The 25,448-nt window shown below is 71.2% G+C and carries 22 protein-coding genes and 2 tRNA genes; 17 read left to right on the top strand and 7 right to left on the bottom strand.

The annotated features are described in order from the left end of the window. The 3 genes from C503_RS48805 to C503_RS0102690 all read left to right on the top strand — a co-directional run bounded on the left by C503_RS48805 (position 1) and on the right by C503_RS0102690 (position 4,388). Positions 1–621, top strand: coding sequence for a VWA domain-containing protein (locus C503_RS48805; RefSeq protein WP_018680660.1), 621 nt, complete (start codon positions 1–3; stop codon positions 619–621). Positions 622–629: 8 nt separating this feature from the next. Further along, positions 630–2,636 (top strand): tetratricopeptide repeat protein, encoded by a 2,007-nt coding sequence (locus C503_RS37620; RefSeq protein ID WP_051114716.1) that lies wholly within the window; start codon positions 630–632, stop codon positions 2,634–2,636. Between the two features lie 144 nt (positions 2,637–2,780). Beyond that, a complete protein-coding gene (locus C503_RS0102690) occupies positions 2,781–4,388 on the top strand; it encodes an FAD-binding oxidoreductase (protein WP_026315912.1) in 1,608 nt (535 codons plus the stop codon). 43 nt (positions 4,389–4,431) lie between these two features. Here the strand turns inward: C503_RS0102690 and C503_RS37615 are convergent, their stop codons facing one another. Together C503_RS37615 and C503_RS0102680 are read right to left on the bottom strand one after the other, a co-directional pair. Next, positions 4,432–4,644 (bottom strand): hypothetical protein, encoded by a 213-nt coding sequence (locus C503_RS37615; RefSeq protein ID WP_018680658.1) that lies wholly within the window; start codon positions 4,642–4,644, stop codon positions 4,432–4,434. Between the two features lie 66 nt (positions 4,645–4,710). Then, positions 4,711–5,541, bottom strand: coding sequence for an EamA family transporter (locus tag C503_RS0102680; protein ID WP_245572380.1), 831 nt, complete (start codon positions 5,539–5,541; stop codon positions 4,711–4,713). 274 nt (positions 5,542–5,815) lie between these two features. On the opposite strand from C503_RS0102680, the gene C503_RS0102675 reads away from it, so the two are divergent. The 11 genes from C503_RS0102675 (at position 5,816) to C503_RS0102630 (ending at position 14,069) form a co-directional block, all read left to right on the top strand. Continuing rightward, positions 5,816–5,889, top strand: a tRNA-Arg gene (locus C503_RS0102675). Between the two features lie 4 nt (positions 5,890–5,893). Beyond that, positions 5,894–5,965, top strand: a tRNA-OTHER gene (locus tag C503_RS45625). 39 nt (positions 5,966–6,004) lie between these two features. After that, entirely contained in the window at positions 6,005–6,598 is a 594-nt protein-coding gene (locus tag C503_RS37610; protein ID WP_018680656.1) for a TetR/AcrR family transcriptional regulator, read from the top strand. Further along, on the top strand, positions 6,595–7,455 hold the full coding sequence (locus tag C503_RS0102665; RefSeq protein WP_018680655.1) for an NAD(P)-dependent oxidoreductase: 861 nt from the start codon (positions 6,595–6,597) through the stop codon (positions 7,453–7,455). The genes C503_RS37610 and C503_RS0102665 overlap by 4 nt, the downstream gene beginning before the upstream one ends. A gap of 78 nt (positions 7,456–7,533) precedes the next feature. Further along, positions 7,534–8,103 (top strand): RNA polymerase sigma factor, encoded by a 570-nt coding sequence (locus tag C503_RS37605; RefSeq protein WP_051114715.1) that lies wholly within the window; start codon positions 7,534–7,536, stop codon positions 8,101–8,103. After that, the gene (locus C503_RS0102655; RefSeq protein WP_026315911.1) at positions 8,103–8,750 is read left to right on the top strand and encodes a QcrA and Rieske domain-containing protein; all 648 of its coding nucleotides are present in this window, start codon (positions 8,103–8,105) and stop codon (positions 8,748–8,750) included. Before C503_RS37605 ends, C503_RS0102655 begins: the two co-directional genes overlap by 1 nt. Positions 8,751–8,793: 43 nt before the next feature. Continuing rightward, on the top strand, positions 8,794–9,210 hold the full coding sequence (locus tag C503_RS37600; protein WP_018680652.1) for a cupredoxin domain-containing protein: 417 nt from the start codon (positions 8,794–8,796) through the stop codon (positions 9,208–9,210). Further along, positions 9,207–10,142 carry a metallophosphoesterase family protein gene (locus C503_RS0102645; protein ID WP_018680651.1) on the top strand — a complete coding sequence of 312 codons (936 nt, stop codon included), beginning with the start codon at positions 9,207–9,209 and terminating at the stop codon, positions 10,140–10,142. Before C503_RS37600 ends, C503_RS0102645 begins: the two co-directional genes overlap by 4 nt. Beyond that, on the top strand, positions 10,139–10,549 hold the full coding sequence (locus tag C503_RS37595) for a hypothetical protein (RefSeq protein ID WP_018680650.1): 411 nt from the start codon (positions 10,139–10,141) through the stop codon (positions 10,547–10,549). The genes C503_RS0102645 and C503_RS37595 overlap by 4 nt, the downstream gene beginning before the upstream one ends. Positions 10,550–10,657: 108 nt before the next feature. Further along, positions 10,658–12,628: a tetratricopeptide repeat protein gene (locus C503_RS37590; protein WP_033400041.1), complete on the top strand. Its 1,971-nt coding sequence runs from the start codon at positions 10,658–10,660 to the stop codon at positions 12,626–12,628. Positions 12,629–12,755: 127 nt separating this feature from the next. Further along, positions 12,756–14,069, top strand: a complete 1,314-nt coding sequence (locus C503_RS0102630; RefSeq protein WP_018680649.1) for an amidase family protein — start codon at positions 12,756–12,758, stop codon at positions 14,067–14,069. A gap of 120 nt (positions 14,070–14,189) precedes the next feature. Here the strand turns inward: C503_RS0102630 and C503_RS37585 are convergent, their stop codons facing one another. Continuing rightward, positions 14,190–14,522 (bottom strand): hypothetical protein, encoded by a 333-nt coding sequence (locus C503_RS37585; RefSeq protein WP_156892909.1) that lies wholly within the window; start codon positions 14,520–14,522, stop codon positions 14,190–14,192. 194 nt (positions 14,523–14,716) lie between these two features. Further along, on the bottom strand, positions 14,717–15,922 hold the full coding sequence (locus tag C503_RS0102620; protein WP_018680647.1) for a cytochrome P450: 1,206 nt from the start codon (positions 15,920–15,922) through the stop codon (positions 14,717–14,719). Positions 15,923–16,035: 113 nt separating this feature from the next. On the opposite strand from C503_RS0102620, the gene C503_RS37580 reads away from it, so the two are divergent. Then, on the top strand, positions 16,036–16,689 hold the full coding sequence (locus tag C503_RS37580; protein ID WP_018680646.1) for a TetR/AcrR family transcriptional regulator: 654 nt from the start codon (positions 16,036–16,038) through the stop codon (positions 16,687–16,689). 1 nt (position 16,690) lies between these two features. Here C503_RS37580 and C503_RS0102610 read toward each other — a convergent pair whose 3' ends face one another. The 3 genes from C503_RS0102610 to C503_RS0102600 all read right to left on the bottom strand — a co-directional run bounded on the left by C503_RS0102610 (position 16,691) and on the right by C503_RS0102600 (position 21,448). Beyond that, positions 16,691–18,736 (bottom strand): MDR family MFS transporter, encoded by a 2,046-nt coding sequence (locus C503_RS0102610; protein ID WP_051114730.1) that lies wholly within the window; start codon positions 18,734–18,736, stop codon positions 16,691–16,693. A 65-nt stretch (positions 18,737–18,801) separates the two neighbouring features. Next, positions 18,802–20,805, bottom strand: coding sequence for a putative bifunctional diguanylate cyclase/phosphodiesterase (locus C503_RS42950; protein ID WP_156892908.1), 2,004 nt, complete (start codon positions 20,803–20,805; stop codon positions 18,802–18,804). Then, positions 20,792–21,448, bottom strand: coding sequence for a class I SAM-dependent methyltransferase (locus C503_RS0102600; protein ID WP_018680643.1), 657 nt, complete (start codon positions 21,446–21,448; stop codon positions 20,792–20,794). Before C503_RS0102600 ends, C503_RS42950 begins: the two co-directional genes overlap by 14 nt. Positions 21,449–21,578: 130 nt before the next feature. On the opposite strand from C503_RS0102600, the gene C503_RS0102595 reads away from it, so the two are divergent. Together C503_RS0102595 and C503_RS0102590 are read left to right on the top strand one after the other, a co-directional pair. Beyond that, positions 21,579–23,999 carry a methyl-accepting chemotaxis protein gene (locus C503_RS0102595; RefSeq protein ID WP_018680642.1) on the top strand — a complete coding sequence of 807 codons (2,421 nt, stop codon included), beginning with the start codon at positions 21,579–21,581 and terminating at the stop codon, positions 23,997–23,999. Further along, complete coding sequence (locus C503_RS0102590) at positions 23,996–25,447, top strand: chemotaxis protein CheW (protein ID WP_018680641.1); 1,452 nt, start codon at positions 23,996–23,998, stop codon at positions 25,445–25,447. The genes C503_RS0102595 and C503_RS0102590 overlap by 4 nt, the downstream gene beginning before the upstream one ends. The last annotated feature ends 1 nt before the right edge of the window (position 25,448 follow it).

The following is a 25,448-nucleotide window of genomic DNA, read 5'->3' as shown; positions in this document are numbered from 1 at the left end:
GTGGCTACCTGGACGCGGGACAACTTCGAGGGCGTCGGGCTTACCCAGTGTCCGCCCGGGAAGTACTTGCCGTTGCTGCAATCGCGGCATGGCGGGGTGGCGTTGTTGTGCTTGGACGTGAGCAGCTCGATGACCGGTCGGTTGGGGGAGGCGGTCGAGGGCGCTCGGCGGTTTCTTCGTGAGGCGGAGCAGGCGCATTACCGGTGTGGGTTGATTCTGTGGAACCACGGGGTGGCGATGCAGCTGGTCATCGGGACGCCGCACGCGGAGATCGTTCTGGCGCTTGACGGGGCGAGTGCTCGTGGGGGGACTCGGTTGTTGCCCGCTTTGCGGGCGGCTGAGGGGGATATCGTTCCGTATGACACTGATCGGGTGTTGTGCATCTTCGGTGATGGTGACATCGGGGAGCCGGAGGAGCCGGTTCGGCTTGCTCGGGAGCTTTGTGCTCGTGGGGTTCGGATCGTGGTGCGGGGATTGGGGCAGGGGGCGACGGATGCGCTGGCTCCGCTGCAGTGCCCGAACACGGCGCCGCCCAGGGTGATCAAGGACGTACGGTCCCTGGCTTCCGGAATCGCCGACATGGCCCGGAGCTTCACCACAGACAGATCAACAGGAAGATGATCCCTCCCGTGGACAACCGACCGCACGGCGCCCACAGCACCGTGCTCCATGCCGGAGCCGTGTACGGGAACGTGCACCTCCACCAGACCCCCAGCACCCGCCCCCCGGACCAACTTCCCGCCGTCACCCGCCACTTCGTAGGCCGCGCCCCCGAGACCGACCACCTCACCACAGCCACCGACCAAGCCAGGGTCTGCGTGATCGACGGCCCGCCAGGCGTAGGCAAGACCACCCTCGCCGTCCACTGGGGCAAGGCGTCGACAGCGTTCCCCGACGGTAAGCTCTACATGGACCTGAAAGGCTTCGCCCCCTCCGGCGACCCCGTCGACCCGGCGCAAGCAGCACTCATGCTGTTGTCCGCTCTGCGAATCCCCCCGGATCGGATCCCCGCCGACCTCGGCACCCGCACAGCCCTGTTCCGCGACCTGGTCCACGAACAAGCGATCCTCGTCATCCTGGACAACGCCCGAGACAGCGACCAAGTCCTCCCGCTCCTCCCCGGCGACGGCCGCTGCTTCACGGTCATCACCTCCCGCAGACGCCTCAGCGCCCTGTCTGCCCTCTACGGCGCCGACCACATCCACCTACCCCCACTGGAGCCCACCGACTCCCGCACACTCATCACCGGTTATATAGGCCAAGAACGCGCAACAGCCGAGAAACCCGCCATCGAGCGGATCGCCCGACTCTGCGCCGGACTCCCGCTCGCACTGTCGATCGCCGCCGCCACCGCAGCCCAACGCCCCACCGCCGCACTGGCCTGGCTGGTGAGCGACCTGGCGGATGAACGGACCAGACTGAGCGCACTGTCCCTGGATGCCCCGGCCGCCGACATGTCCGCAGTACTGTCCTGGTCCTACTACCGTCTGACCGCTCCCGCCGCGCGCCTCTTCCGCCTGCTGGGCCTGCACCCCGGCGACACCGTGTCCGCAGACCTCGCCGCCGTGCTGCACACCGACAGCCGCTCCGCGCTCGCCGAGCTCGTCTCGCACAACCTGGTCACCGAGTCCGCGACGGGCTACCGCGTTCACGATCTCGTCCGCGCGTACGCGAAGGAGCGCTGCATGGCCGACGAACCCGAGGACGCGCGCGAGGCCGCCGTGACGGCGATGCTCGACCACTATCTGCACACGGCATTCCGCGCGGACCGGCTGCTCAACTCCCACCGCAAACCCATCCCGCTGCCGCCGGGGCCCGGTGCCCCCGTGATCGCCGACTACGCCGCCGCGATCGAATGGTTCACCGCCGAGATCGACAACCTGCTGGCCGCCGCTCGCCTGGCCGCCGCGACCCGGCATCGGGAACGGGCCTGGCAGTTGCCGTGGACGGCGGTCAACTTCCTCTACCTCCACGGCCGCTGGCAGGACTCGGTGGCCGCGCAACGGGACGCGCTCGGTGCGGCGCGGGCGCTGGGGGACACGGTCGCGGTCACCCGGACCCTGCGCGGCCTGGCCCGTGCGCACAACGAACTCGGGGAGTGCGAGCAGGCCCGCGACTGCTACAGCGCGGTGCTCGACCTGCCCGACGCGGACCCGAACACCCTCGCCGACACCCTCAACGGCCGCGCGGGCAGTCACCTGCGCCTGGGCGACCTCGGCGCAGCGCAGGCCGACGCGACCGAGGCGTTGCGCCGATACACCGCGCTCGACGACACGATCGGGCGGGCCAGCACGGTGAACCTCCTGGGACGGATCGCCACCCGGCGTGGCGACCATCCTGGCGCCGTGGCACTGCACGGTCGAGCGCTGCCGCTGTTCCGTGCCAAGAACGACCGCTACGGGCAGGCCAACGCCCTGGCCGCGTTGGCCCTCGCGTTGCGCGGTCTCGGGCGGCTGGTCCCGGCGGCGACCTGTCAGGTGCGGGCGATCGCCGAGCAGGAAGCACTGGGCACGCACTTCCATCTCGCCGACACGCATAGGGAACTGGCCGCGACCCTGGAGTTGTTGGGGGAGCCGACCGCCGCTCGGGCGCATCGTGAGCGGGCCCAGCGGATTCTCGCGGAACTGGATCGCTGAAACGCGTGCCGTCCCGGTTCGTTCGGGACTCTTGTCCCTCGTTTCCGGGAATTGTGCGCGCTCATTCCGCGTGGCGTCCGGTTCTGGATAGGGTCGCGGACGGTGGAATGCCCGCCTTTCCGTGCCAGTCCAGGGGGAACGCGCATGCCCAGGATTTCCCGTCGGGTGCTGTTCACGGGCGCGGGGTCGGCCGCGCTCGGTGTCGCCGTCGCCGGTCCGGTCGCCGCTCAGCCTGCCGGGCGGCCGGTGCCGCCCGGACCGGTCGACGTCACCCCGGGCGATCCGCGCTACCAGGACCTGTTGCTGCGCCGGTTCAACAAGCGCCTGGTGTCGCAGCCCGAGCACATCCACATCGTCGGGACCACCGACCACGTGGTGCGGGTGGTGGACGACGCGGTCGCGGCGGGCAAGCGGGTCGTGGCGCGTTCGGGCGGGCACAGTCTCGACGGCGTGGTCGATGCCCCGGACACGCAGGTGGTCGTGGACTTCACCGAGATGCGGGCGGTCCGGTTCGACCCGGACCGCGACGCGTTCATGGTCGAGCCCGGCGCCACGCTCGCCGAGGTCTACCGCACGCTCGACTACGGCTGGGGCGTCACCCTGCCCGGCGGCGTCTATCCGACGGTGGGCGCGGGCGGTCACATCCCGGGCAACGGGTTCGGCGCGCAGTCGCGTTTGTACGGTGGCATCGCGGATCACCTCTACGCCATCGAGATCGTCGTCGTGGGTGCGGACGGCCGGGCCCGCGCGGTCGTGGCCACGCGGGAGCGCACCGATCCGAATCGTGGGCTGTGGTGGGCGCACACCGGCGCGGGCGGTGGCAACTTCGGCCTGGTGACCCGGTTCTGGTTCCGTTCCCCGGACGCGACCTCGTCCGATCCGACCGCGTTGTTGCCGAAGGCGCCGAAATCCATGCTGCTGGGCCGGGTCGTGGTCGACTGGTCCACCTTGACCGAGGCCGATTTCGTCCGGTTGGCGGCGAACTGGGGGACGTGGGTCGAGCAGAACAGCGCCCCGGGCGCGCCGGGTGCCGCGTTGTACGGGGCGTTCAACGCGACCAGCAGGGCGAAGGGCAGCATGTTCGTCATCGGCCAGGTCGACCCCACGATCCCCGGCGCGGAGTCCGTTCTCGACGGCTACCTGGCGGCCGTCACGGCGGGTCTCACCGCACGGCCGGTGAAGATCGGCCCGATGCCGTGGCTGACCAACTCGACCAACGCCCCGGACGCGGCCGCCTCGCAGGGCGTCCTCGGCCAGGCACGCTGGAAGACCAAGGTGGCCTATCTGCGTAAACGGTTCACCGACGACCAGGCCAGGACCATCCACGCCTACCTGACCCGCGCCGACTACCAGTACGCCCCCGCCAACCTCGCCGTCACCACCTCCGGCGGCCGCATCAACGCGGTGGCCCCGGACGCCACGGCCACCCCGCACCGCTCCAGCACGATGGTGGCCTCGGTCAACACCGTGTGGGACGTGCCCGCCGACGACCCGAAGCACCTCGGCTGGACACGCACCTTCTACCGCGACCTGTTCGCCGCGACCGGCGGCGTCCCGGTGCCCGACGACCGGACCGACGGGCTGCACGTGAACTGGCCGGATCTCGACCTGCTGGACCCGACCTGGAACGGTTCGGGGTTGAGCGTGCAACAGTTGCTGCACAAGGAGAACTACCCCCGCCTGCAAAGCGTCAAGTCCATCTGGGACCCGCGTGACGTGTTCCGCAATGCGGTGTCCGTCCGGCTCCCTTGACCTCGCCCGTGTACCGAGTGAGGGCGTCCGTCATCGACCGACCTCAGACGGGCGGGACGATACCCGCCAGGTTCCCCTCGGTGGCGCACAGCGCGCAGGGCCTGCCGTTGTCGACGGTCCGCGGCTGACCGCCGACGACCGCCAGCTTCGCGTCGGCGATCGCCCCGCCACCGCCGCACAGGAAGCAGATGGTGTGCACCTCGTCCGGCACGCTGGACGAGTCGGACTCGTCCTGTTCGTCGTCGCTCAACCTCACCCGTCCCGAGCCTCGTATCTCTCCTGGTCGGGTACGGTACCAGCGCCGCTCGGGGGCTCGGGGCGGTCAGGCCGCGGCGAGCAGGGCGACGCCCGCGGCGGCCGCCGCCAGGCCGAGCCATTGGGCACGGCCGACACGCTCCTTGAGGACCACCGCCGCGAGCAGCACCGTCGCGGCCGGGTAGAGCGCGACGATCACCGCGCTGACACTCAGCAGCCCCTCGCGGGAAGCCAGCAGGAACAACAGGTTCGCCGCCGAGTCGATGCACCCGGCGGCGGCCGCCGTCACCACGGGCACCTCGCCCCGGCCGATCCGCCGCCGGACCGCGAAGGCGACGCCCAGGACCACGACGCTGCTCACCGCCCGCCCGGCCACCAGCGGCGCCACTCCGCTGTCGTGCGGTGCCGCGTTCAGCAGGATCAGCTGGGCCGCGATCGCCACCCCGGCCCCCACCGCGACGAGGACCGCGCGGGGCGACACCACGTGCCCGCCGGTGCGCCGCCGGATCGTGACCAGCGCGATGGCCGCCACCGCCACCGGGATGCCGAGCGCCGCGGTGAACGTCAGGTGCTCACCGCGGATCACGCCGACGAGCACGGGCAGCAGCGCGGACACGATGGCCGTGATGGGTGCCATGACACTCATCGGCCCCATCGACAATGCCAGGTAGAGCAGGGCGAAGCAGAACGCGGACGCGACCCCGGACAACGCGCCGAACCCCACCGCCGCCGCCGTCCACTGTGCTCCCAGGAACGGCAGCACGGCCAGCTCGACGGCCAGGCTCGCGGGCGCGCTGATCCCCACCACCCGCAGCACGTGCGCGCCCCGGGTCGCCTTGCCCCCGAGGAAGTCCGCGACGCCGAAAGCGCAGGCGCTGCACACGGACAACAGGATCATCAGCACGAGTGCCCCCCAGGTCCGGTAGCGATCTGCTCATCCTGCCCTGCCGTTAAATGGGTTTGACCGCCGACCCGTCGTGCCGCAAGCTGTGCGCACACCGGACAGCGGAAGGAGTGGCTATGCGACGCCGATCGACGATGCGCATGCCCCGCCGCGGCTGCCGAGACATGATCTGACCCAGGTCATGTCGCGCGGCCGCCCATCGGGACACCCCGGTCCGGGCGGCTTTCTCGTTTCGCGCCAACGCATTTCACGCCGAATGCCACCCCCGGTCCCCGTAGCTCAGCTGGACAGAGCGCCGCACTACGAATGCGGAGGTCCCAGGTTCGAGTCCTGGCGGGGACGCTGCCGCGCGGTGTCCGGCGACCACCCGGGACTCATATCCCCGGGGCGCCCGGTTCGACCCCGGGCCGCGCGACCATACTTGAACGAGCGTTACACAACTGCTATCGTCACGGTCATGGCCCGCCCCAAGGCGTACGACCCCGACCGGGTGCTCGACGGTGCCATGAAGGCGTTCTGGGGCAGGGGTTTCCACGCCACCTCGGCCCAGGACCTCGTCGACTCCACCGGTCTGGGCCGGGGCAGCCTCTACCACGCCTTCGTCAGCAAGGAACAGCTGTTCCACGAGGCGCTGCGCCGATACGAGTCAGTGTGGACAACCAGGCAGGAAAGGCTCCTCGCGGGCGGTGGAACGCTGCACGAGCGGGTCCGGGCGCTGCTGATGGCCGTCGTCGACGAGGAATCCGCGCCCGACGAGCCGCGCGGGTGCTTCGCGGTGAACACCGCCATCGAGCTGGCCGACCACGATCCCGCCGCGCGCCGCCTCGTCGCCGCCGTCTTCCGACGTATGGAGCAGGCCCTCACGCACGCCATCCGCGATGGCGAGCCCGCCATGACCGACCCACCCGAAGACCTGGCCCGCCACGTGCTGAGCTCGATGTACGGCCTGCGGGTCCTGGGCAAGACCATGCCGCGCGCGCACCTGGAGTCCATCGTGGCGATGGTGCTGCGCCCGTTCGAGAAACCGACCCAGAGGAGTGATCCGGCATGACCTCGACGCGACCGACGGTGGCCGTGCTCGGCACCGGGATCATCGGCGCGCCGGTGGCCCGCAACCTGGCGGCCGCCGGGTTCGACGTGCGCGCCTGGAACCGCGACCGGGCCAAGGCCGACCCGCTGGCCGCCGCGGGCGTCCACGTCGCCGAGACCCCCGAGGAGGCGGTGCGCGGCGCGAAGGTCGTGCTCACCATCGTCAAGGACGCCCCGGCCGTGCTCGACATCATCACCGCCGCCGCCCCCGGCCTGGCCGACGACGTGGTCTGGGTGCAGTCGAGCACCGTCGGCGAGGACATCGACGGCCTGACGACCTTCGCCGCCGACCACGGTCTCGCACTGGTCGACGCGCCGGTGTCCGGCACGCGTCAGCCCGCCGAGCAGGGCAGGCTGGTGATCGTGGCCGCGGGCCCGGAACGCGATACCGTGGACCCGCTGTTCGACGTCATCGGCAAGAAGACCGTGTGGGTGGGCACCGAGCCGGGCGCCGCGAGCAGGCTCAAGCTGGCCCTGAACACCCTGGTCATCACCCTCGCCACCAGCGTCGGCGAGATGCTCGCCCTCGCCGAGGGCCTGGGCGTGTCCGCCGACCACGCCCTCGACGTGATCGCGGACGGCCCCCTGGACAGCGGCTTCCTGCAGGCCAAGGCCCGCGCCATCCGCGCGGACGACTACGCCGTCACGTTCTCCGTCGACAACGCCGAGAAGGACGCCCGCCTCGTGCTCGCCGCCGCCGACCGGCTCGGGATCCGGCTCGACGGCGTGGCCGCGGCCGCCGACCGGCTCGCCCGCGCCTCGGCCAAGGGGCACGGCGACGCCGACCTGGCCGCCGCCTACCTGGCAAGTTATGAATAGCCCCGGCCCGGTGTAACCCTGGCCCCTATCCAGGTTCGGAGGAATTCGACCGGGGAGAGGGGTGCCGGATGGTGTGGGGTGGGGCGACGCTTACCCGCCCGGCGTGAGTCGGGCGGCCAGGACGAGCCGAGGGCGCGGCTGCGAGTGGTGTCGGCCGAGGCATACCCGGACTGGGAGGCGGTGTACCGGGACAACGTCGACCGGGTGTTCCGGCTGATGTTCTCCCGGGTCGGCAACCGGGCCGACGCGGAGGACCTGACCGGGGAGGTCTTCCTGCGTGCGCTGCGGCCGCTGCGGCTGTCGGCGAGCGTCGGCGAGGTGCGCACCTACCTGGTGGCGACCACGCGCACGGTGCTGGCCGAGCACTGGCGGCGCACGCTGGGGCGCGAGATCACCACCTTCGACGACGAGCGGGACGTGGCCGAGACCGTGCCGGAGCTGATCGACGCGCGGGCCGGGGAGCGCGCCGAGCGGATCCTGGCGGCGCTGCCCGAGCGGTACGCGCACGTGCTGCGGCTGCGGTTCCTGCAGGGCTGTTCGCTCAAGGAGGCCGCGGCCGAGCTGGGCGTGACGGTGGCGAACGTGAAGGTCCTGCAGCACCGCGCGGTGCGCCGGGCGGGCGAGGTCGCAGGCGGAGTGGAGACGTGATGTCCGGAGTTCGACGGTATATCCGGAATCTGGTGCGTCGCCGCACGACACCGGTCACCGACCAGGAGGCGGCGGACGCCCGCGCCGCCGTGCTGCTCGGCGCAGGCGGGTCGGAGCAGGGCGCGCCGGGCGAGGAATTCGTGGCCTCGCTGCACGCCCGGCTGCGCAAGAAGCTGGAGCCGCGCGACCAGGGGCGCAGGCGGTTCGTGCAGGTGACCTCCGTGGCCGCGGCGTCGGCGGCGGTCGGGGTGGCGGTGGACCGGCTGGTCGTCGAGGCCGTGGCGCTGCCCGACACCGCGCCCTCGGTGATCATGCCGGAGGCGGGGGAGTGGCAGGCGGTCGTGGCGGGCCGCGACCTGCCCGAGGGCGGCGTGCACCAGTTCGACCTCGGCACGCTGACCGGGTTCGTGGAGCGCGTCGGCGGCCAGGTCCGCGGCGTGTCCGGGGTGTGCACGCACCTGGGGTGCAAGCTGAGCCTGGACCGGACCGCGCGCGAGCTGGACTGCCCGTGCCACCACACGGCGTTCGCCGTCGACGGCCGGGTGCTGCGCCACCAGCTGCCCATCCAGCTGCGACCGCTGCCGACGTTGCTCGTGCGCGAGTCCGGCGGTCACGTGGAGGTGTTCGTGCCCACCGTGGCCACCTGACGGTGACCACGGGCCGCCGTAACCCGGTCCGGTATCCCTTGGCATGAAGAAACTGGTTGTCGCACAACGGTTGTCGGCCGTCCTCGCCGCCGGGCTGGCCCTGACCGCCTGCGGTTCCGGGACCCCGGCCACCGCACCGTCCACTGTGGACATGTCGGCCATGCCGGGCATGTCCATGGCCGCGCCTCCGGCGGGCGCCCCGGTCGCCGCGGACACGGTGTCCATCAAGGACTTCGCGTTCGCCCCCGCGCAGGTGCGGGTCAAGGTCGGTACCACGGTCACCTGGACGAACGGCGACACCGAGCCGCACACGGTCACCAGCAACGGGAACGGGCCGCTGAAGTCGCCGACCATGAACACCGGCGAGACGTACAAGTACACCTTCACCGTGCCCGGCCGGTTCGAGTACCTGTGCACGATCCACCCGTTCATGACCGCCGCGGTCGAGGTGACCGCGTGAGCGAGGACCCGCACGGCATGACCCGCCGCCAGCTGCTGCGGCACACCGCCTGGTTCGGCGCCGCCGTCGTGCTCACGGTCGCGAGCGGCGAGGTGATCAGCCACATCCACACCCCGGGCGCGGCGGCCGAACCCGTGGTGGACGACCCGAACGCGTTGCGGTTCGTGCAGGTCAGCGACAGCCACATCGGTTTCACCGGCCCGGCCAACACCGCCGTCACCGACTCGTTCACCCGTGCGGTCAACCAGATCAACTCCCTGCCGTACCAGCCGGATTTCGTCATCCACACCGGCGACCTGACGCACCTGTCCACACCGGCCCAGTTCGACCAGGTCCGGCAGATGATGGGCACGATGCGCGCGGGCGGGCACTTCACCGTCCCCGGCGAGCACGACTCGGTCGACGACGCCGGGCAGAAGTACCGGGCGGCGTTCGGCAAGGGCTCGGTCGGCGACGGCTGGTACAGCTTCGACCTGAAGGGGGTGCACTTCATCGCCCTGGTCAACACGCTCAGCCTGGAGAAGCTCGGGCACCTGGGCACCGACCAGATCGAGTTCGTCCGCAAGGACGTCGCGGGCCTGTCCGCGGACACGCCCATCGTCGTGTTCAGCCACATCCCGCTGTTCGCGATGTACCCGCAGTGGGGCTGGGGCACCGACGACGCCGCCCAGGTGCTGAACCTGTTGCGCCGGTTCGCCTCGGTGACCTGCCTCAACGGCCACGTGCACCAGCTGTTCACCAAGACCGAGGGCAACGTCACCTTCCACAGCGCCACCACCACGGCCTACCCGCTCCCCAGGCCCGGCACCGCCCCGGCCCCCGCACCGGTCACCCTCCCGGCCGGGCAGCTCGCCGACGCGTTGGGGATCCGGGAGGTCGGATATCGGCAAGGCTCCCATTCGCTCGCGGTGAAGGACGTGAAACTGGCATGACGTCTGTGTTCCTGCGCATCGGTGCCGCCATTTGCCTGGCGGCCACCAGCTTCATCCACGCCGACCTCTACATCCACGGGTACCGGGTGCTCGCGGTGATCGGCCCGAGCTTCCTGCTGCAGGCCTCCGGCGCCCTCGCGCTGGCGATCCTGCTGCCGTTCACCTCCCTGCTCATGCTGCGGCTGCTGGCCGCGGGCGTGGCGGTGACGACGCTGGCGGGGTTCCTGATGTCGCGGACGGTGGGGCTGTTCGGGTTCATGGAGGCGGGGCTGGAACCGGCGCCGCAGGCGTTGCTGAGCATCGTCGCCGAGTTCGGCATCCTGGTCCTGCTGGCCGCGGACGTGCTGTACCGGCGCAGGTCTCGGCAACCCGTGGCGGATGCCGCGCTCCAGGGGGCGCACCGCTAGCGCGTCCGCCCGGTCGAGGGGGCCGGGTGGGCACCCGCGGGCCGGACCCGCTCCGGCCCGCCCGGTGCGGCATGATCATGCTCGGAGTCGGTACCGGGGGTGAGTCGGATGGCGCGGTGGTGGCAGGCCCTCTTCGTGGCGGTCGCGGTGATGGCCGTGGTCGTGGGCCTGTGGGAGCTGCTCCTGTTCGGCTGGCCGAGCCTGGCCGAGGAGAACCGGCCGCCCGCCGTCGTCATCTGGATGGTCGCCCTGCTGCCCGCGGCCGCCCTGTTCGTCCGGCAGGTCCGGGTGCGGCCCGCCCCGGCGGCCCGCCCGCCCGACATCGACAGCCGCGGCGCCGCGCGGGTGGAGACCCTCGGGCCGGACTCGCCGGTGGACGAGGTCTTCGTGGGCCGCGACGAGCAGCTCGCCTGGGAGCCCGCGGGCGTGACGATGGTGACCGGGCCGAGCGGCATCGGCAAGACCACGTTCGTCCGGCACCACGCCCGGCGGGTCGCGGCGGACTTCCCCGGCGGTGTCTTCCTGGTCGACATGCGCGGACACGCCCCGGACCCGGTCGCGGCGGAGACCGTCCGGGGCTGGATCCGGCGCGAGCGGACGCTGCTGATCCTGGACAACGTCTCGACGCCCGCCCAGGTTCTCCCACTGCTGCCGGACTCCGGCGACCACGTCGTCCTGGTCACTTCCCGGGAGCCGCTCGACCTTCCCGCCCAGCACGTGCCACTCGGCCCGCTCGACGCCGACGCCGCCCGGCTCCTGCTCGGCGACCACGACCTCACCGACGCCCCGGCCCTGCAGGCGCTCGGTCTCCCGTTGTCCCTGCGCATCGCGGGCGCGTTGCTGGAGGAGCTGTCGCCGGACGTGCTCGCCGGCAGGCTTGCCACGGACTCCATTGTGGACTTTGCCTGGCGGCACCTGTCGCGCACCGCCCCGCAGCGGGCGGAGATGCTGCGCCTGATGTGCCTGGCACCCGGACCTGATCTGTCCACAGAGGCCGTTGCGGTGCTGACCGGCCGGGGCGAGAACGATCTCCACGCGCTGCGCGCCGCCCGGCTCGTCCGCACCACCGCGCCGGGCCGCTGGGGTCTGCACGACCTGGTCCGCTCGCACATCCCACCCGGCCAGGACGAGAACGAGTCCGCCCTGGCCCGGCTGTTCGACCACTACACGCTCACCGCCGAGCAAGCCCGCCAACGGCTTCACGGACCCGTGGAACGCTTCCACCACCTCAAGGACGCCGTCGACTGGCTGGCCGCGGAACGCGTCAACCTGGTCGCGGTGGTCGTCTGGACCAGCCTCACCGGCCACCACGACCACGCCGTCCGTCTCGCCGCCGCCCTCGCCGACCACCTGGACCGGAACCACCACCTCACCGACTGGGTCGTCGTCGCCCGGCACGCCCGCCGCAGCGCCCTCCACTTCGGACCCCGCGACCAGGCCAAGGCCGCCGACAACCTCGGCGCCGCCCTGCGCGCGTCGCACCGGTTCGCCGAAGCCCTGCTCGCCTGCCGCGACGCCGTGGCCCGCTACCACCGCTTCGGCGACCGCGCGGGCGAGGCGGCCGCCGCCGACAACCTGGGCACCACCCTGCGCGCCCTCGGCCGCTTCGACGAGGCCCGCGACGCCCACCAGCACGCCGTGGACCTGCACCGCGCCGCCGCCGACCGGCACGCCGAGGCGACGTCGTGGATGAACCTGGGCATCGCCCTGCGGCACACCGGCCGCGCCGAGGAGTCCGTCGCCGCCACCCGCCGCGCGATCGCCCTGTTCGACGACACCGGCGACGACCACAACCGCGGGCTCGCCTGGAACAACCTCGCCCTCGCGCTGTGGAACGCGGGCCACCACGACGAGGCGATCGGCACCTGCCACCTGGCCATCGACGCCGCCCGGTCCGAACCGGACTACGCGGGCGAGGCCACGGCCTGGTCGAACCTGGGCCTGGTGCTCCGTGACCTGCACCGCGTCGCCGAGGCCCGCGACGCCTGGCAGCGCGCCCGCGCCCTGTACCGGTCCACCGCCGACCACGCCGACGTCGACCGGGTCGACGCCCTGCTGGACGAGACACCACCCGCGTAGACCGAACAGGACCGCCGCGCCTGTCGTGCACGCAGAGCACACCACGGGTCGTCGGGGTCCATTGACCGGCCCCGCCACCCCTCCTACCGTCCCCCTTTCCGGTTCAGGAGCCAGGAGAGGAGCCCGCATGCCCCCCGAGGACCCCACCACCCTCGCCGACTGGCTCGCCCTCACCCACCCGCGCCGCGCCCACCACCGCGCCGAGGCGGCCTCCCGAGCGGCCACCTCGACCCACGGCGACTGGCTCCACCTGGCCGACCCGGTACCCCACGAACCGGGCCCGCTCGCGGGCATCCCGTTCGCGGTGAAGGACAACATCGACGTCGAGGGCCTGTCCACGACGGCGGGCAGCCCGCTCCTGGACACCGACCCGGCCTGCGCCGACGCCACCGTCGTCAGCGCGGTGAAGGCACTGGGCGGGGTGGTCCTCGGCAAGACCAACCTGCACGAACTCGCCTTCGGCATCACCAGCAACAACCGTGCGTTCGGCCCCGTCCGCAACCCGGCCGACCCCGCCCGCACCGCAGGCGGCTCCAGCGGCGGCAGCGCGGCCTGCGTGGCCCTGGGCACCGTCCCGTTCGCCCTGGGCACCGACACCGGCGGCTCGGTCACCGTCCCGTCGTCCTACTGCGGCATCGTCGGCTTCCGCCCCACCACCGGCCGCTACCCGGGCGACGGCGTGGTCAACCTGTCCACCACCCGCGACACCATCGGCCTGCACACCCGCACCGCCCACGACGCCCGCGTCCTGGACGAACTGATCACCGGCGAACCCGCACACGCCCCTATCCCGCTCACGGGCCTACGCGTCGGCATCGTCGGCAGGCGCTACGCCGACCTGGAACCGGAACTCTCCCGCGTCGCGGCAGAAACGTTGTCCTCGCTGGAACAGGCAGGCGCCCGACTGATCGAGGTCGACCTGCCGAACGACATCGAGACCGCCGAGGGCGCGGGCTTCGATCTCGTCTTCCACGAGGCCCCCCGCCTGCTCGCCCGGCGAGTGCACGCGGACCCGTCGGACTGGCCGGGAAAGATCGCCTCCCCGGACGTCCGCGCCCTGATCGAGTCCATGCACACCACCCCGGTCACCTCCGCGGCCTACGCTGCCGCCAGAGCCGCCCGCCTGCATCTCCGCCGCGCCTACCTCGACCTGTTCACCCGGGTCGACGTGCTGCTGTTCCCCACCTCACCGGTCCTCCCGCCACACATCGGCGAGGACGACGTGATCACCCACAATGGTCGCCTCGTCCCCACTTTCCCCACTGTCACCCGCAACGTGGCCCCCGGCACCGTCGTAGGTCTCCCCATGCTCACCCTGCCCGCGGGCACCACCGCCACGGGCCTTGCCGTCGGCATCACCCTGGAGTCGCACCCCTTCGCCGACACCCGCCTGCTCCGCACCGCGGAATCCGTCGAGACCGCCCTCCGGCCGAACGCCTAGAACCGCCGTGATCCGTCTCCACCTGGAGACCGATCACGGCGGCCGTCCCGCATGACCGGAGGCTTTCGCCCACTCCACGATCGCCGCCGCCGCCCGATGACGGGAGAAGCGAACCACCGCCTAGGGCCGGTGCCGCTGCACCCGCACGGCCCGCGGGTCGATCCAGACACCGTGCGCGGGCTGGTCGACCATCGGATCAGCCCACCGCACCCGCAGCCGATCCGGCCGAGCCTCCTGGATACGAGCCTCCCGCCAGACGCCCCCATCCTCGACCCACCACGCCTCCGCCAGACACGACAACCCGTCCCGCCGCACCAACTCCTCCGCCACATCCAATGTCGTCGGCGCGGCGAGGGCGGCGTGGAACACGGTCATGGGCTGCCAGAAGTCCCCACTGGGCCGCAGATGCCCGAGAACCTCATCGTCATCCGCACGGCGAATCGTGATGGTCATGGCGGCCACGGTAGAAGTCGACACCCCATCCGGGTCAAGCCGATATCCCGCCCCCGCATCACCGAACAGCCCAGCCTTTCGACGCGCTCCCGAACACCGCACTTCCGGCACCCCGCCCCAGAGCTCGTCTCACCGCCAATATCCCCCAATCGAGCCCAGTGGATGAATCACGAGCCCTGTTTGCGGACAACCCCTCACGCCACATCCCAAGCAACCGGCAAATGCGCAGGCCCCGGCGTAGACATCCCCACCTTCCACACCACATCCCCCACTCCACCCGCGAACCGAAGCCCCGGCAACCGACGCAGCAAGGTGTCCAACGCGACCTGAAGCTCCATCCGAGCCAACGGCGCCCCCAAACAGTGATGCACCCCATGCCCGAACCCCACATGCCCCGCCGGTTCACGAGACAGGTCAAACCGCTCCGCGTCGGGAAACACCGTCTCATCCCGGTTCGCCGAAGACATCGACGCGAGCACCGGTTCCCCCGCCTTCACCACGACCCCGCCAAGCTCGACATCCTCCGTCGCATATCGCGGAATGCCCGCCCCGGTGCCGAACGGCACGAACCGCATCAGCTCCTCCACCGCGCGCGGCACCAACCCGGGATCCGCTCGCAGCTGCGCCAACTGCTCGGGATGGGTGAGCAGCACGTACACGAAGTTCGGGATCTGTGTCGCGGTCGTCTCGTGCCCGGCGACCAGCAGCGTCATCATCAGCGAGATCAGCTCGTCCTCGGAGAGCCGGTCGTCCTGGTCCCGGGCCACCACCAGCCCGCCGATCAGGTCGTCGGTCGGCGTCTCCCGGCGCTGCGCGACCAGGCCCGCCAGGTACCGGTTCATCCGTTTCGTGTACTCGCCCACCTCGGCGGGTGTGTACTTGGTGGTGGCCAGGAACGCGTCCGACCAGACGCGGAAGTCGCCGCGGTCCTCGTACGGGACGCCGAGCAGCTCGCAGATCACCGTGATCGGCAGCGGCAGCGCGAACTCGTCGACCAGGTCGGCGGGCGAGCCGTGCGCGAGCATCGCGTCCACCAGCCGGTCGGCGATCCCCTGGACGTGCGGGCGCAGCCGTTCGACCCGTCGGACGGTGAACGCCTTGGTCACCAGCCTGCGCAGCCTGCTGTGGTCGGGCGGGTCGAGGCTGAGGATGTTGCCCGGTGGCGGGACGAACGGTCGCAGCCGCGGCTGGTCGCGGCCGTCACCCGCGGCCCGGCTGAACCGCGGGTCGCCCAGGACGGTGCGCACGTCGTCGTAGCGGGTCGCCAGCCAGGCGGGCTCGCCGAACGGCAGCCGCACCCGGATCAGCGGCTGCTCGGCGCGCAGTGCGGCGAACAGCGGCTCGATGTCGAGGTGTCGGGTCTCGCTGAACGGATACGGCCTGGGATCCGTGGTGGTCATGTCCGTGCCCCCGTGACACTAGGTGGTCAGACGATCGTCTTAAGTCACCGTAGCACCGAATTGAGATGCGTGTCTTACGGCGATCGGGGCGCGCGAGAGAGAGGATCAACGCCATGAACACGGACACCCCGCCGCGGACCCCCCGCCGCGCCCAGGCGGAGGCGACCCGGGCGCTGCTGCTGCAGACGGCGGAGCGGCTCTACGCGGAGCGCGGGCTCGCGCAGGTCTCGAACCGGCAGATCGTGGAGGCCGCGGGCCAGGCGAACAACTCGGCCCTGACCTACCACGTGGGTACTCGCACGGACCTGATCCATGCCATCGCGCGGTCACACGGGGGCGATATCGCCGATCGGACCCAGGTCATGGTGGAGCGCGCCCACGGCGTGGCCGATCCGCGGGTGCACGTGGCCAGTCTCGTGCTGCCCTACATCGACCATCTGGCGTCGTTGGGGAATCCCAGCTGGTTCGCTCGGTTCACGGCGCAGGTGTGTACGGATCCGGCGTTCGCGGCCGGGTTGTCGGGGGAGCGGCTGCTGGGTGACCGGAAAGAGGCATTGGACGTCCTCTGGTCGTGTATGCCCGATTTGCCGATCGAACAGGCCGCGTTGCGCGAGCAGGCCGTGCGGATGGCGATCATCCATACCTGCGCGGAAAGGGAACGGGTGGCGGCGGAGACCGGGGAGGCGGCCGATTGGGGATTGATCGGGCACGCGCTCACCGATGCCGCCACCGGGCTGTTGCTGGCGCCCCGGCACCCTCGCGGATGAGTCAGACGGGTTGCAGTTCCCGCTGTTGTTCCAGCATCAGCTTCCGTGCGACGCCGTGCACTGCCACGCGGACCTGGGCGTCCAGAGTCGCCGGGTCGCGGTCGCCCACCCAGTCCGAGAGCTGGTCGAGCATCCACACGGTCCACGCGTCGGTGAGGGTCTCCACCGCGACCTGGGCGCGTGCGGTGAGGTTCAGACAGCCGTCATCGGAGCGGGTCAGATAACCGGCGCGGACGATGTCGTCGTAGAAGGATTCCAGGACCCCGTGGGGGACACGGATCTGGTCCTCGATGTCCTCGGGACGGGTGCCGACGCCGAGCAGCTCGGACCGCAGGTGGATACCGACCAGTCCCCAGACGGTCGGGATGTCCAGCGGCAGGCCGGAATGGCGCAGGACCTCGGCCGACGCCTCGGGGTGGTGCCGGAGAATGCGGCCGATCATGTTCTCCAGCTGCATATCCGAATGCGGATCGGACGGCATGGCGAAACCCTCGCCGGAACCGCGAACGGCGTCACGCGCGGTGCCGCGAATGCTCACCTGGGGCAGGAACAACGCCACCAGGAATCCCAGAACCGCCACCGGGACACCCGCCAGGAACACGATCTGCAATGCCTCCGAATACGCGTGCACGATCGGTGCACGAGCCGCGTCGGGCAGCACGTGCACGAGTGACGGCTCCGCCACGGCGGCGGGTGCGACGCCGGTGGTGGCGAGGGCGCGGGGCAGGACGTCACCGAGTTGGTTGGTGTAGACCGTGCCCATGATCGACGCGCCGAAGGAGCTGCCCAGCGTGCGGAAGAACGTCACGCCGGAGGTGGCGGCGCCGAGATCGCGGTAGTCGGCGGTGTTCTGCACGACGATCGTGAGCACCTGCATGGCCAGACCGATGCCCGCGCCCAGCAGGAACATGTCCAGGGACTGCACGAACACCGACGTGTGTTCGTCCATCCGGGACAGCAGGAACAGGCCGACCGCGATCGTGGCCGTACCCGCGATCGGGAACGCGCGATAGCGGCCGGTCGCGCCGATCACCTGTCCGGAGGCCAGCGCGGTGATGAGCAGCCCGAGGATCATCGGCAGCGTGCGGATGCCCGACATGGTGGCCGACGTGCCCGACACGAACTGCAGGTACGACGGCAGGAACGTCAACGCGCCCAGCATGGCGAAGCCGACGATGAAGCTCAGCAGCGACGCGATCGTGAACACCCGGCCGCGGAACAGGCGCATCGGCAGGATCGGCTCCTCCGCGCGCAGTTCGACCAGCACGAAGACACCCAGGGCGAGCACCGACCCGACGAACAGTCCCACGATCGTGGCCGAACCCCAGGGGTACTCCGTGCCACCCCAGGTCGTCGCCAGGGTCAGGCCGCTGGCACCGAGCGCGACGAACAGCACGCCCAGGTAGTCGATGCGCGGCGTGGCACGGTCCGCGCGGCCGGGAATGGTGCGCGCGGCCAGTGCGATGACCACGATGGCGATCGGGACGTTGATGTAGAACGCCCAGCGCCACGACAGGTGGTCGGTGAACAGACCGCCGAGCAACGGGCCGATCACCGTGGTCACGCCGAACACCGCGCCCAGCGCACCCTGGTACTTGCCGCGCTCCCGCAACGGGATCACATCCGCGATCAGCGCCGTCGCCGTCACCGCGATCCCGCCCCCGCCGATCCCCTGCACGGCCCGCATCGCGATGAGCAGCCCCATATTGTCGGCCAGCCCGCAGAAGAACGAGCCCGCGATGAACACCGCCACGCTGACCTGGAACATCGCCTTGCGGCCGAACAGGTCGCCGAACTTGCCCGCCAGCACGGTGGCGATCGTCTCGGCCAGGATGTAGGAGGTCACCACCCAGCTCATGTGCCCGGCGCCGCCCACGTCCCCGACGATCGTCGGCAACGCCGTCGCCACGATCGTCTGGTCCAACGCGGACAGCAGCATGCCCAGCAGGATGGTGCCGAACACGACGTTCATCCGCGCCCGCGACAACCCGATCCCGTCCCCCGCCGCCCGCTCGACCACGCTCGCGCTCACCGGCGCCACCTCCATTGGGACACTGGACTGGCCGCACACGGAGACGATATGACCGCTCACGACGAGTCGCATGTGCAGTGTCAGGGCCGCCAGGTGAACGCGGAGTCCGCCGACCGGGTCGTGTGCGTCGCGATCCACGCGGCGAGCCGTTTCCCGCTCCGGGCGCCGGAGATCAGGTAGCCCTGGACGATGTCGCACCCCATGGCGGTGAGCGCGTTCAGGGTGGTGGCTTCCTCCACTCCGATCGCGCACGCGGTCAGGCCGAGGGAGTGCGCGATGTCCACCAGCGACCGGACCACGGTCCGGTCGCTCCGGTCGTCGAGCAGGTCCCCGACGAACTGGCGGTCGATCGTGACCTCGTCCACCGGCGACTGTCGCAGATAGGACAGTGACGATTGGGCGCTGCCGAAGTTGTCCAGCGCGATGCGAACCCCGGTCTCGCGCAGCCGCCACAGGGCCGACATGGCGCGCTCGGGGTCGACGGCCAGCGCCGACTCGGTCAGCGCCAGCGTCACCGATCCGGGCGGGACGGCGTGGTCCGCCAGCAGCGCGGCCACCCGATCGGGGAAGCCCTGGTCGTCGAGGTTGCGCGGCGAGATGTTCACCGACATCGAGAGGTCCAGACCGTCGTTCGACCACGCCCGCGCGCGGCCAAGCGCCGAGTACAGGACGAAGTCGGTCAGCTCGTCGGCCTGCCCGGTCGACTCGACGGTGGGTACCAGCTCGTTCGGGTCGAGGGAGCCCAGTTCGGGGTGTCGCCACCGCACCAGCGCCTCGACGCCGACCAGTCGTCGGGACGCGGGCGCTATTCGGGGCTGGTAGCGGACGTGGACCTGGCCGGTGGCGATGCCGCGTCGGAACCGGCTGGCGATCTGGTACCGGCGCAGGAACACGTCGCCGATCGTCGGCTGGTAGTCGCGCACGGGATGCGGCCCCCATGCGGCCTGCAGCGCGAGGTCCGCCTGGTGCAGCAGCGTCTCGACCGGGCGATCGCCTGCCGAATGCCCCACCAGGACGCCGACGTGCACGGCCAGTTCGGCGACGGTATACGGCCGGGAGAGTTCGGTGTGCACCCGCTCGGCGAGTGCGTCGACCTCCTGCGCCGCGGGGCCGACCAACAACGCGGCGAACGACGGACCTTCCAGCCGGGCGACCGGCGCGTCCGGGCCGACGGTCTCGACGAGCCGGTGGGCTGCCTCGGTGAGCATCCGCTCCGACTCGCCGTACCCGAGGACCGCTTGGTGCGTGCGGTGCCCGGTGAGCTCGACGCGGATCACCGCCGCCGATCCGGTCACCAGGTCCGCGTCCTGCCGCAGGAAGGCGTCCCGGGTAAGCAGTCTGTTCTGCGCGTGCGCGCGGTTGGGTGCCAGCGCGAGTTGATCGGCCGTGCGGACACCCCGTTGGACCGGGCGCGCGAGTCCGCGCGCGTCGAGTGCGCGGACCAGGTGCGGGTAGAGCGCGGTGAACGACAGCAGCGGTGGACCGCCGGGCAGACCGTCCCGCAGGACCCGGACAAGCTCCCCGGTGAACGCAGTGAGCGGTTCACCCATGGGTGCGTTGGCTGCGGCGTTGGCGGGCGCGGAGGCCAGCGTGTAGGTCCCGGCGATCTCGATCTGCCCCGACATCACCGACTCCGCCGACGCCATTGCCTCGATCGCGCGCCCGGAGAAACAGCAGTCCAATATCAGCACCCGGTTCTCGGCAGGCGCTTCCAACAGCACGTCCCGCAGCCGGGTGAACTCCAGCGTCGTCCACCGCAGCCGGTTGCGCATCGTCCCCGGCATGGCCAGGCACAACCGCCCCTGGGCGTCGACCACGCCGTGCCCGGAGTAGTAGACCAGCAGCGTGTCCCGGGTCTGCTCGGCGATCGCCTCGATGCTCACGCCCAGGTTGGTGAGGTCGTCCGGGTCGGAGAACACCGAGCAGTTCTCGGCGGGCAGTCCGGTCCCCGCCGGACTCACCAGGATCTCGGCCAAGGCGGCCAGGTTCGCGGACACGGCGGGCAGGTCGGGCAGATCCGGATCCTCGTACCGGCCCGCCCCGATCAGCACCGCCCGCGAGCCCGGCCCGTCAGGCAGCCGCATCGCACCGAGCACTGAACCAGGTCCGGTCCGGAGTGAGCCACTGGTCGAACACCAGCCCCGCCTCGGAGAGGTCGGTGCACAGTTCGGCCTCGGATAACCGACGCGCGGTGAAGGTCTGCGGCCATGCCACCGAGCCGAGCGTGTACACGACCGTGGCGGTCAGCAGGTCGTCCGACCGACGGAGATCACCCAGCCGGACACCGACCTCGCCCAGCACGCTCGTGGACTCGCGCACCTCGTCGAACCACGCGGGCGGGTGCCACTCGATCACCGCGTGGCCGTCCGCGCGCAGGTGGTGGGCGACGGTCCGCAGCAGGCCCCGACGCGCGGCAGGCGACGGCGTGTTCACCAGATGGCTGGCCAGCACCACCACGTCGAACCGGCGTTCGAGGCGCAGCTCCTCGATCCGCGCGCGCACGACCTCCGCCACCCGCACCCGTTCGAGCATCGCCGCCGACTCGTCCACCGCCACCACCCGGTGCCCCCGCCGGGCCAGCACGTCCGCGATCCGGCCCGTCCCGCAGCCCAGGTCGAGCACGTCCCCGCGACCCGACAGCACCGCCTCGATGATCTCCGGCTCGCCCAGCGCGGGCAGTGCCGCGTAGACCTCCACGGGACTGCCGTCCGGGGTGACGTCACGCACCGGGCAAGTCAACCACGCGGTCCGGTGACGTCGGGGACATCCGCTCAGCTCGACACCGACGATCCCGATGGCCCGAGCGGCGGGTAATCCGGCCGCCACGAACTACAGCACGAACCACAGGGAGTCTCGGGTGACTGACAGCGTCCTGCTTGACGAGCAGATGGACGGTCCGACCCAGGCCGCGTGCCTGCGGCTGGTGACCGCCAACCGGGCCCTGATGACGGTGGCGGTGGCCGACGGCCGGGTGCTCGGGGCCAACGCGCGGGCGCTGGAGCTGACCGGTCGGTCGTTGGACGCGCTGGTCGGGGCCACCCTGGCCGAGGTGTGGAAGCTGCCTGCGACGGTGATCGCCGCCCTGCTGGCCACCGAGAACCGGCACACCGTGATCATGGACGAGGCCGTGCACGACGGCACCGGCAGCACCCGCTGGGCCCGGCTGAGCAGCAGCCCGCTGCCCGGTGGCGGCGCCGTGGTGGTGTGCGCGGACGATCTCACCGACAGCTACCGGCACGCGCACGAGCTGGAGGCCAAGCAGGCCGCCGTCGGCGAGTCGCTGGCCGTGGTCGAGTTCGACCTGGCGGGCATCGCACTGGCCGCCAACGAGTCGTTCCTGTCCCTGCTGGCCTACACCGAGGACGAGGTGCTCGGCCAGCACCACCGGATGTTCGTCGACCCCGAGGAGTCCAAGGGCCAGGCCTACCGCGCGTTCTGGCAGCGGCTGGGCGCGGGCGAGTACGCCACCGGCGAGTACAAGCGGATCGGCCGCGACGGCCGCGAGGTGTGGCTGCGGGCCACCTACAACCCGATCTTCGACCCGGACGGCGTGCCGTACAAGGTCGTCACCTACGCCATGGACGTCACCGACGTGAAGCTGCGCAACGCGGGCTACGAGGGCATGGTGGAGGCCATCGGCCGGGCCCAGTCGGTGATCGAGTTCGACCTCGACGGCACCATCATCAGCGCCAACGACAACTTCCTGCGGCTGGTCGGCTACGTCCGCGACGAGGTCGAGGGCCAGCACCACCGGATGTTCGTCGACCCGGCGACCACCACCAACGCCGCCTACGAGGCGTTCTGGCGGCGGCTGCGGCGCGGCGAGTACGAGGCTGGCGAGTACAAGCGGATCGGCAAGGACGGCGCGGAGGTCTGGATCCAGGCCACCTACAACCCGATCCTGGACCTGGACGGTCGCCCGTACAAGGTCGTCAAGTATGCGATGGACGTCACCGGCGTGAAGCTGCGCAACGCCGAGTTCGAGGGCAAGGTCACCGCGATCGACCGCGCCCAGGCCGCCATCGAGTTCGACCTGGAGGGGCGGATCCTGGAGGCCAACGACAACTTCCTTGACCTGATGGGCTACACCCGCGGCCAGGTGATCGGCCAGCACCACCGGATGTTCGTGGAGAGCGACTACGCCACCACCGTGGACTACCAGGTGTTCTGGGAGCGGCTCGGGCGCGGCGAGCACAACGCGGGCGAGTTCAAGCGGGTCGGCCGCAACGGCACGGAGATCTGGATCCAGGCCACCTACAACCCGATCTTCGACCTGGACGGTCGCCCGTACAAGGTCGTCAAGTATGCGATGGACGTCACCGAGGCGAAGCTGCGCAACTCGGAGTTCAAGGGCAAGGTCGACGCGATCGGCCGGGCCCAGGCCGTGATCGAGTTCGACCTGGACGGCAACGTGCTGGACGCCAACGACAACTTCCTGCGCACCCTGGGCTACTCGCTGCGCGAGATCGTCGGCCAGCACCACAGCGTCTTCTGCCCGCAGGACTACGTGACCTCCGCGGAGTACCGGGACTTCTGGCTGCGGCTGCGCAAGGGCGAGTTCCTCACCGGCCGGTTCCGCCGGGTCGGCAAGTTCGGCCGCGACGTGTGGATCCAGGCCAGCTACAACCCGATCCTGAACCTGCGCGGCGAGCCGTTCAAGGTCGTCAAGTACGCGCACGACATCACCGACCAGGTGGCCCTTGAGCAGCGGCTGACCAGCAAGACCGGGCAGATGAGCGAGTCCATCCAGGGCCTGTTCGACGCCATCGGCGACATCGTGCGCAGCAGCGAGCAGGCCAGCGAGCTGGCCGGGCGCACCCAGCAGAACGCCGAGGTCGGGCACCAGGAGCTGCGCGAGTCCATCGAGGCCATCTCGCTGATCGAGCGTTCCTCGGACAAGATCGCGCAGATCGTCGGGGTGATCTCGGAGATCGCCAGCCAGACCAACCTGTTGGCGTTCAACGCCTCCATCGAGGCCGCCCGCGCCGGTGAGCACGGCGTCGGGTTCTCCGTGGTGGCCGCCGAGGTGCGCAAGCTGGCCGAGCGGTCCTCCGAGGCCGCCCGGGAGATCACCGAGCTGATCCGGGACTCGGCCGAGCGGGTCGGGCACGGCGCCAAGGTGTCCCAGCGGGCGCAGGCGGCGTTCGGCGAGATCCTGCAGAGCGTGCGCAAGACCACCGACTCGATCCAGGCCATCGCGGCATCGACCAAGCGCCAGCAGGAGACCTCCACGGAGGTGAACGCCCTCATCAAGGAGCTGACCGGGGAGCAGCGGTGACCGACATCGACGCCCTGTACGGGGTCTTCGCGGTGGACGGCAAGCGGGTCGCGCTGCCGCTGGCCCGGCTGCGCGAGGTCATCCCGGCGCCCGCCGCGCTGGACCCGATGCCGACCAGGCAGCCCGCCGTGCGCGGCGCGGTCAACCTGCGCCACCTGGCGATCCCGGTGCTGAGCCTGCGCGACCTGTTCGGCGGCGCGGCCGCCCCGGGTCCCGAGGTGATCGTGGTCGCCGCGCACGACGGGCACGTCATCGGCCTGCTCGCGGACGAGATCCTGGGCGTGGAGACGGTCGAGGCGGACGCGCTGTTCCACATGCGCACCGCGGGCGAGCACGTGCTGTTCTCCACCGGTTTCGAGCAGGCGGACGGCGCGCTGGTGAGCGTGCTGGACTTCGACGCGGTGACCACGCTGCCGGACGTCCCCGCGGTCCGCGACCGCGGCCGTGACGACGTGAACGCCCACCGCCGGGCGATCGACGGCACCATGCGGACGGTGCTGCTGTTGAGCGGCGGCGAGACCCGGCTGTGCGTCGGCGTCGACCACGTCCACTCGGTCGTGCCCGACCTGCGGGTGACCCCGTCCGCGGTGGCCCGCGGCGTCTGCCTCGGCGTGGCCGAGGTGGGGGAGTACACCGTCGCGGTCGTGGACACCCTGGCCCTGCTCGGCCTGGGCAGCCTCGGCGCGACGACGTCGATGCGCGGCGTGTGCCTGCGGCTGCCGCGCGGCATGGTGGTCCTCGCGGTCGAGGACGTCACGAACGTGGCGTCGGTGGCCGCGCAGGACATCATGGCCGCGCCCGCCTCCGTGCGCGCGAGCATGCCCCTGCTGGCGGGCACCCTGTCCGACGGCGCCGTACAGCGGCTCGTCATCGACGACGCGGCCGTGGTGGCCGACGAGAACGTCCGCAGCCTGGGCGCCGTCACCATGACCACGGCCGCGGCACCGCCGGTGGTCCGCGAACTGTCCGACAGCGGCCGCGACGACCAGTCCGGCGGCCGTAAGATCCGCGAACGCGTCCGCCCGATGCTGACCTTCCAGGCGGGCATCGAGGCGGCGACGGACCTGCTGCGGGTCAGCGAGGTGATCGAGTACCCGGCCGACGTGCTGGCGGTCAACAGCCCGGAGATCCACGGCCTGTTCACCCACCGCGGCGTGGCGGTCCCGCTGATCCGGCTCGCCGACGTGCTGGAACGACCCGCGCCGGTCGGGGCGACGGACAAGGTGCTGCTGGTCGGCACCGGCGGGGACCTCGTCGGCTTCGTGGTGTCGGCCCTGCACGCGATCGAGGACTCGATCTGGGAGGAGGTCCTGCCGGACGGGCCGAGGCGGTCGTTCCCGCTGGTCAGGGTGACGGGGGACGGGCACCCCCGGACCCTGCCGGAGATCGACCTGCTGGAACTGGCCGGTCGCCACCACGCACCCGCCGCCCGGCACACCGCCGCCTGAC

Origin of the sequence: Actinokineospora enzanensis DSM 44649, from assembly GCF_000374445.1 — a bacterium.
Classification (GTDB): domain Bacteria; phylum Actinomycetota; class Actinomycetes; order Mycobacteriales; family Pseudonocardiaceae; genus Actinokineospora; species Actinokineospora enzanensis.
Note: the sequence above shows the minus strand (reverse complement) of the source record. Positions and strands in the feature narration are given on the sequence as shown.

Bases quoted from the DNA above. Each gene is read 5' to 3' on its own strand.
- C503_RS0102690 (WP_026315912.1), top strand. From the start codon at position 2,781: ATGCCCAGGATTTCCCGTCGGGTGCTGTTCACGGGCGCGGGGTCGGCC.
- C503_RS0102680 (WP_245572380.1), bottom strand. From the start codon at position 5,541: ATGATCCTGTTGTCCGTGTGCAGCGCCTGCGCTTTCGGCGTCGCGGAC.
- C503_RS37610 (WP_018680656.1), top strand. From the start codon at position 6,005: ATGGCCCGCCCCAAGGCGTACGACCCCGACCGGGTGCTCGACGGTGCC.
- C503_RS0102665 (WP_018680655.1), top strand. From the start codon at position 6,595: ATGACCTCGACGCGACCGACGGTGGCCGTGCTCGGCACCGGGATCATC.
- C503_RS0102655 (WP_026315911.1), top strand. From the start codon at position 8,103: ATGTCCGGAGTTCGACGGTATATCCGGAATCTGGTGCGTCGCCGCACG.
- C503_RS37600 (WP_018680652.1), top strand. From the start codon at position 8,794: ATGAAGAAACTGGTTGTCGCACAACGGTTGTCGGCCGTCCTCGCCGCC.
- C503_RS37595 (WP_018680650.1), top strand. From the start codon at position 10,139: ATGACGTCTGTGTTCCTGCGCATCGGTGCCGCCATTTGCCTGGCGGCC.
- C503_RS37590 (WP_033400041.1), top strand. From the start codon at position 10,658: ATGGCGCGGTGGTGGCAGGCCCTCTTCGTGGCGGTCGCGGTGATGGCC.
- C503_RS0102630 (WP_018680649.1), top strand. From the start codon at position 12,756: ATGCCCCCCGAGGACCCCACCACCCTCGCCGACTGGCTCGCCCTCACC.
- C503_RS37585 (WP_156892909.1), bottom strand. From the start codon at position 14,522: ATGACCATCACGATTCGCCGTGCGGATGACGATGAGGTTCTCGGGCAT.
- C503_RS0102620 (WP_018680647.1), bottom strand. From the start codon at position 15,922: ATGACCACCACGGATCCCAGGCCGTATCCGTTCAGCGAGACCCGACAC.
- C503_RS37580 (WP_018680646.1), top strand. From the start codon at position 16,036: ATGAACACGGACACCCCGCCGCGGACCCCCCGCCGCGCCCAGGCGGAG.
- C503_RS0102610 (WP_051114730.1), bottom strand. From the start codon at position 18,736: ATGGAGGTGGCGCCGGTGAGCGCGAGCGTGGTCGAGCGGGCGGCGGGG.
- C503_RS42950 (WP_156892908.1), bottom strand. From the start codon at position 20,805: ATGCGGCTGCCTGACGGGCCGGGCTCGCGGGCGGTGCTGATCGGGGCG.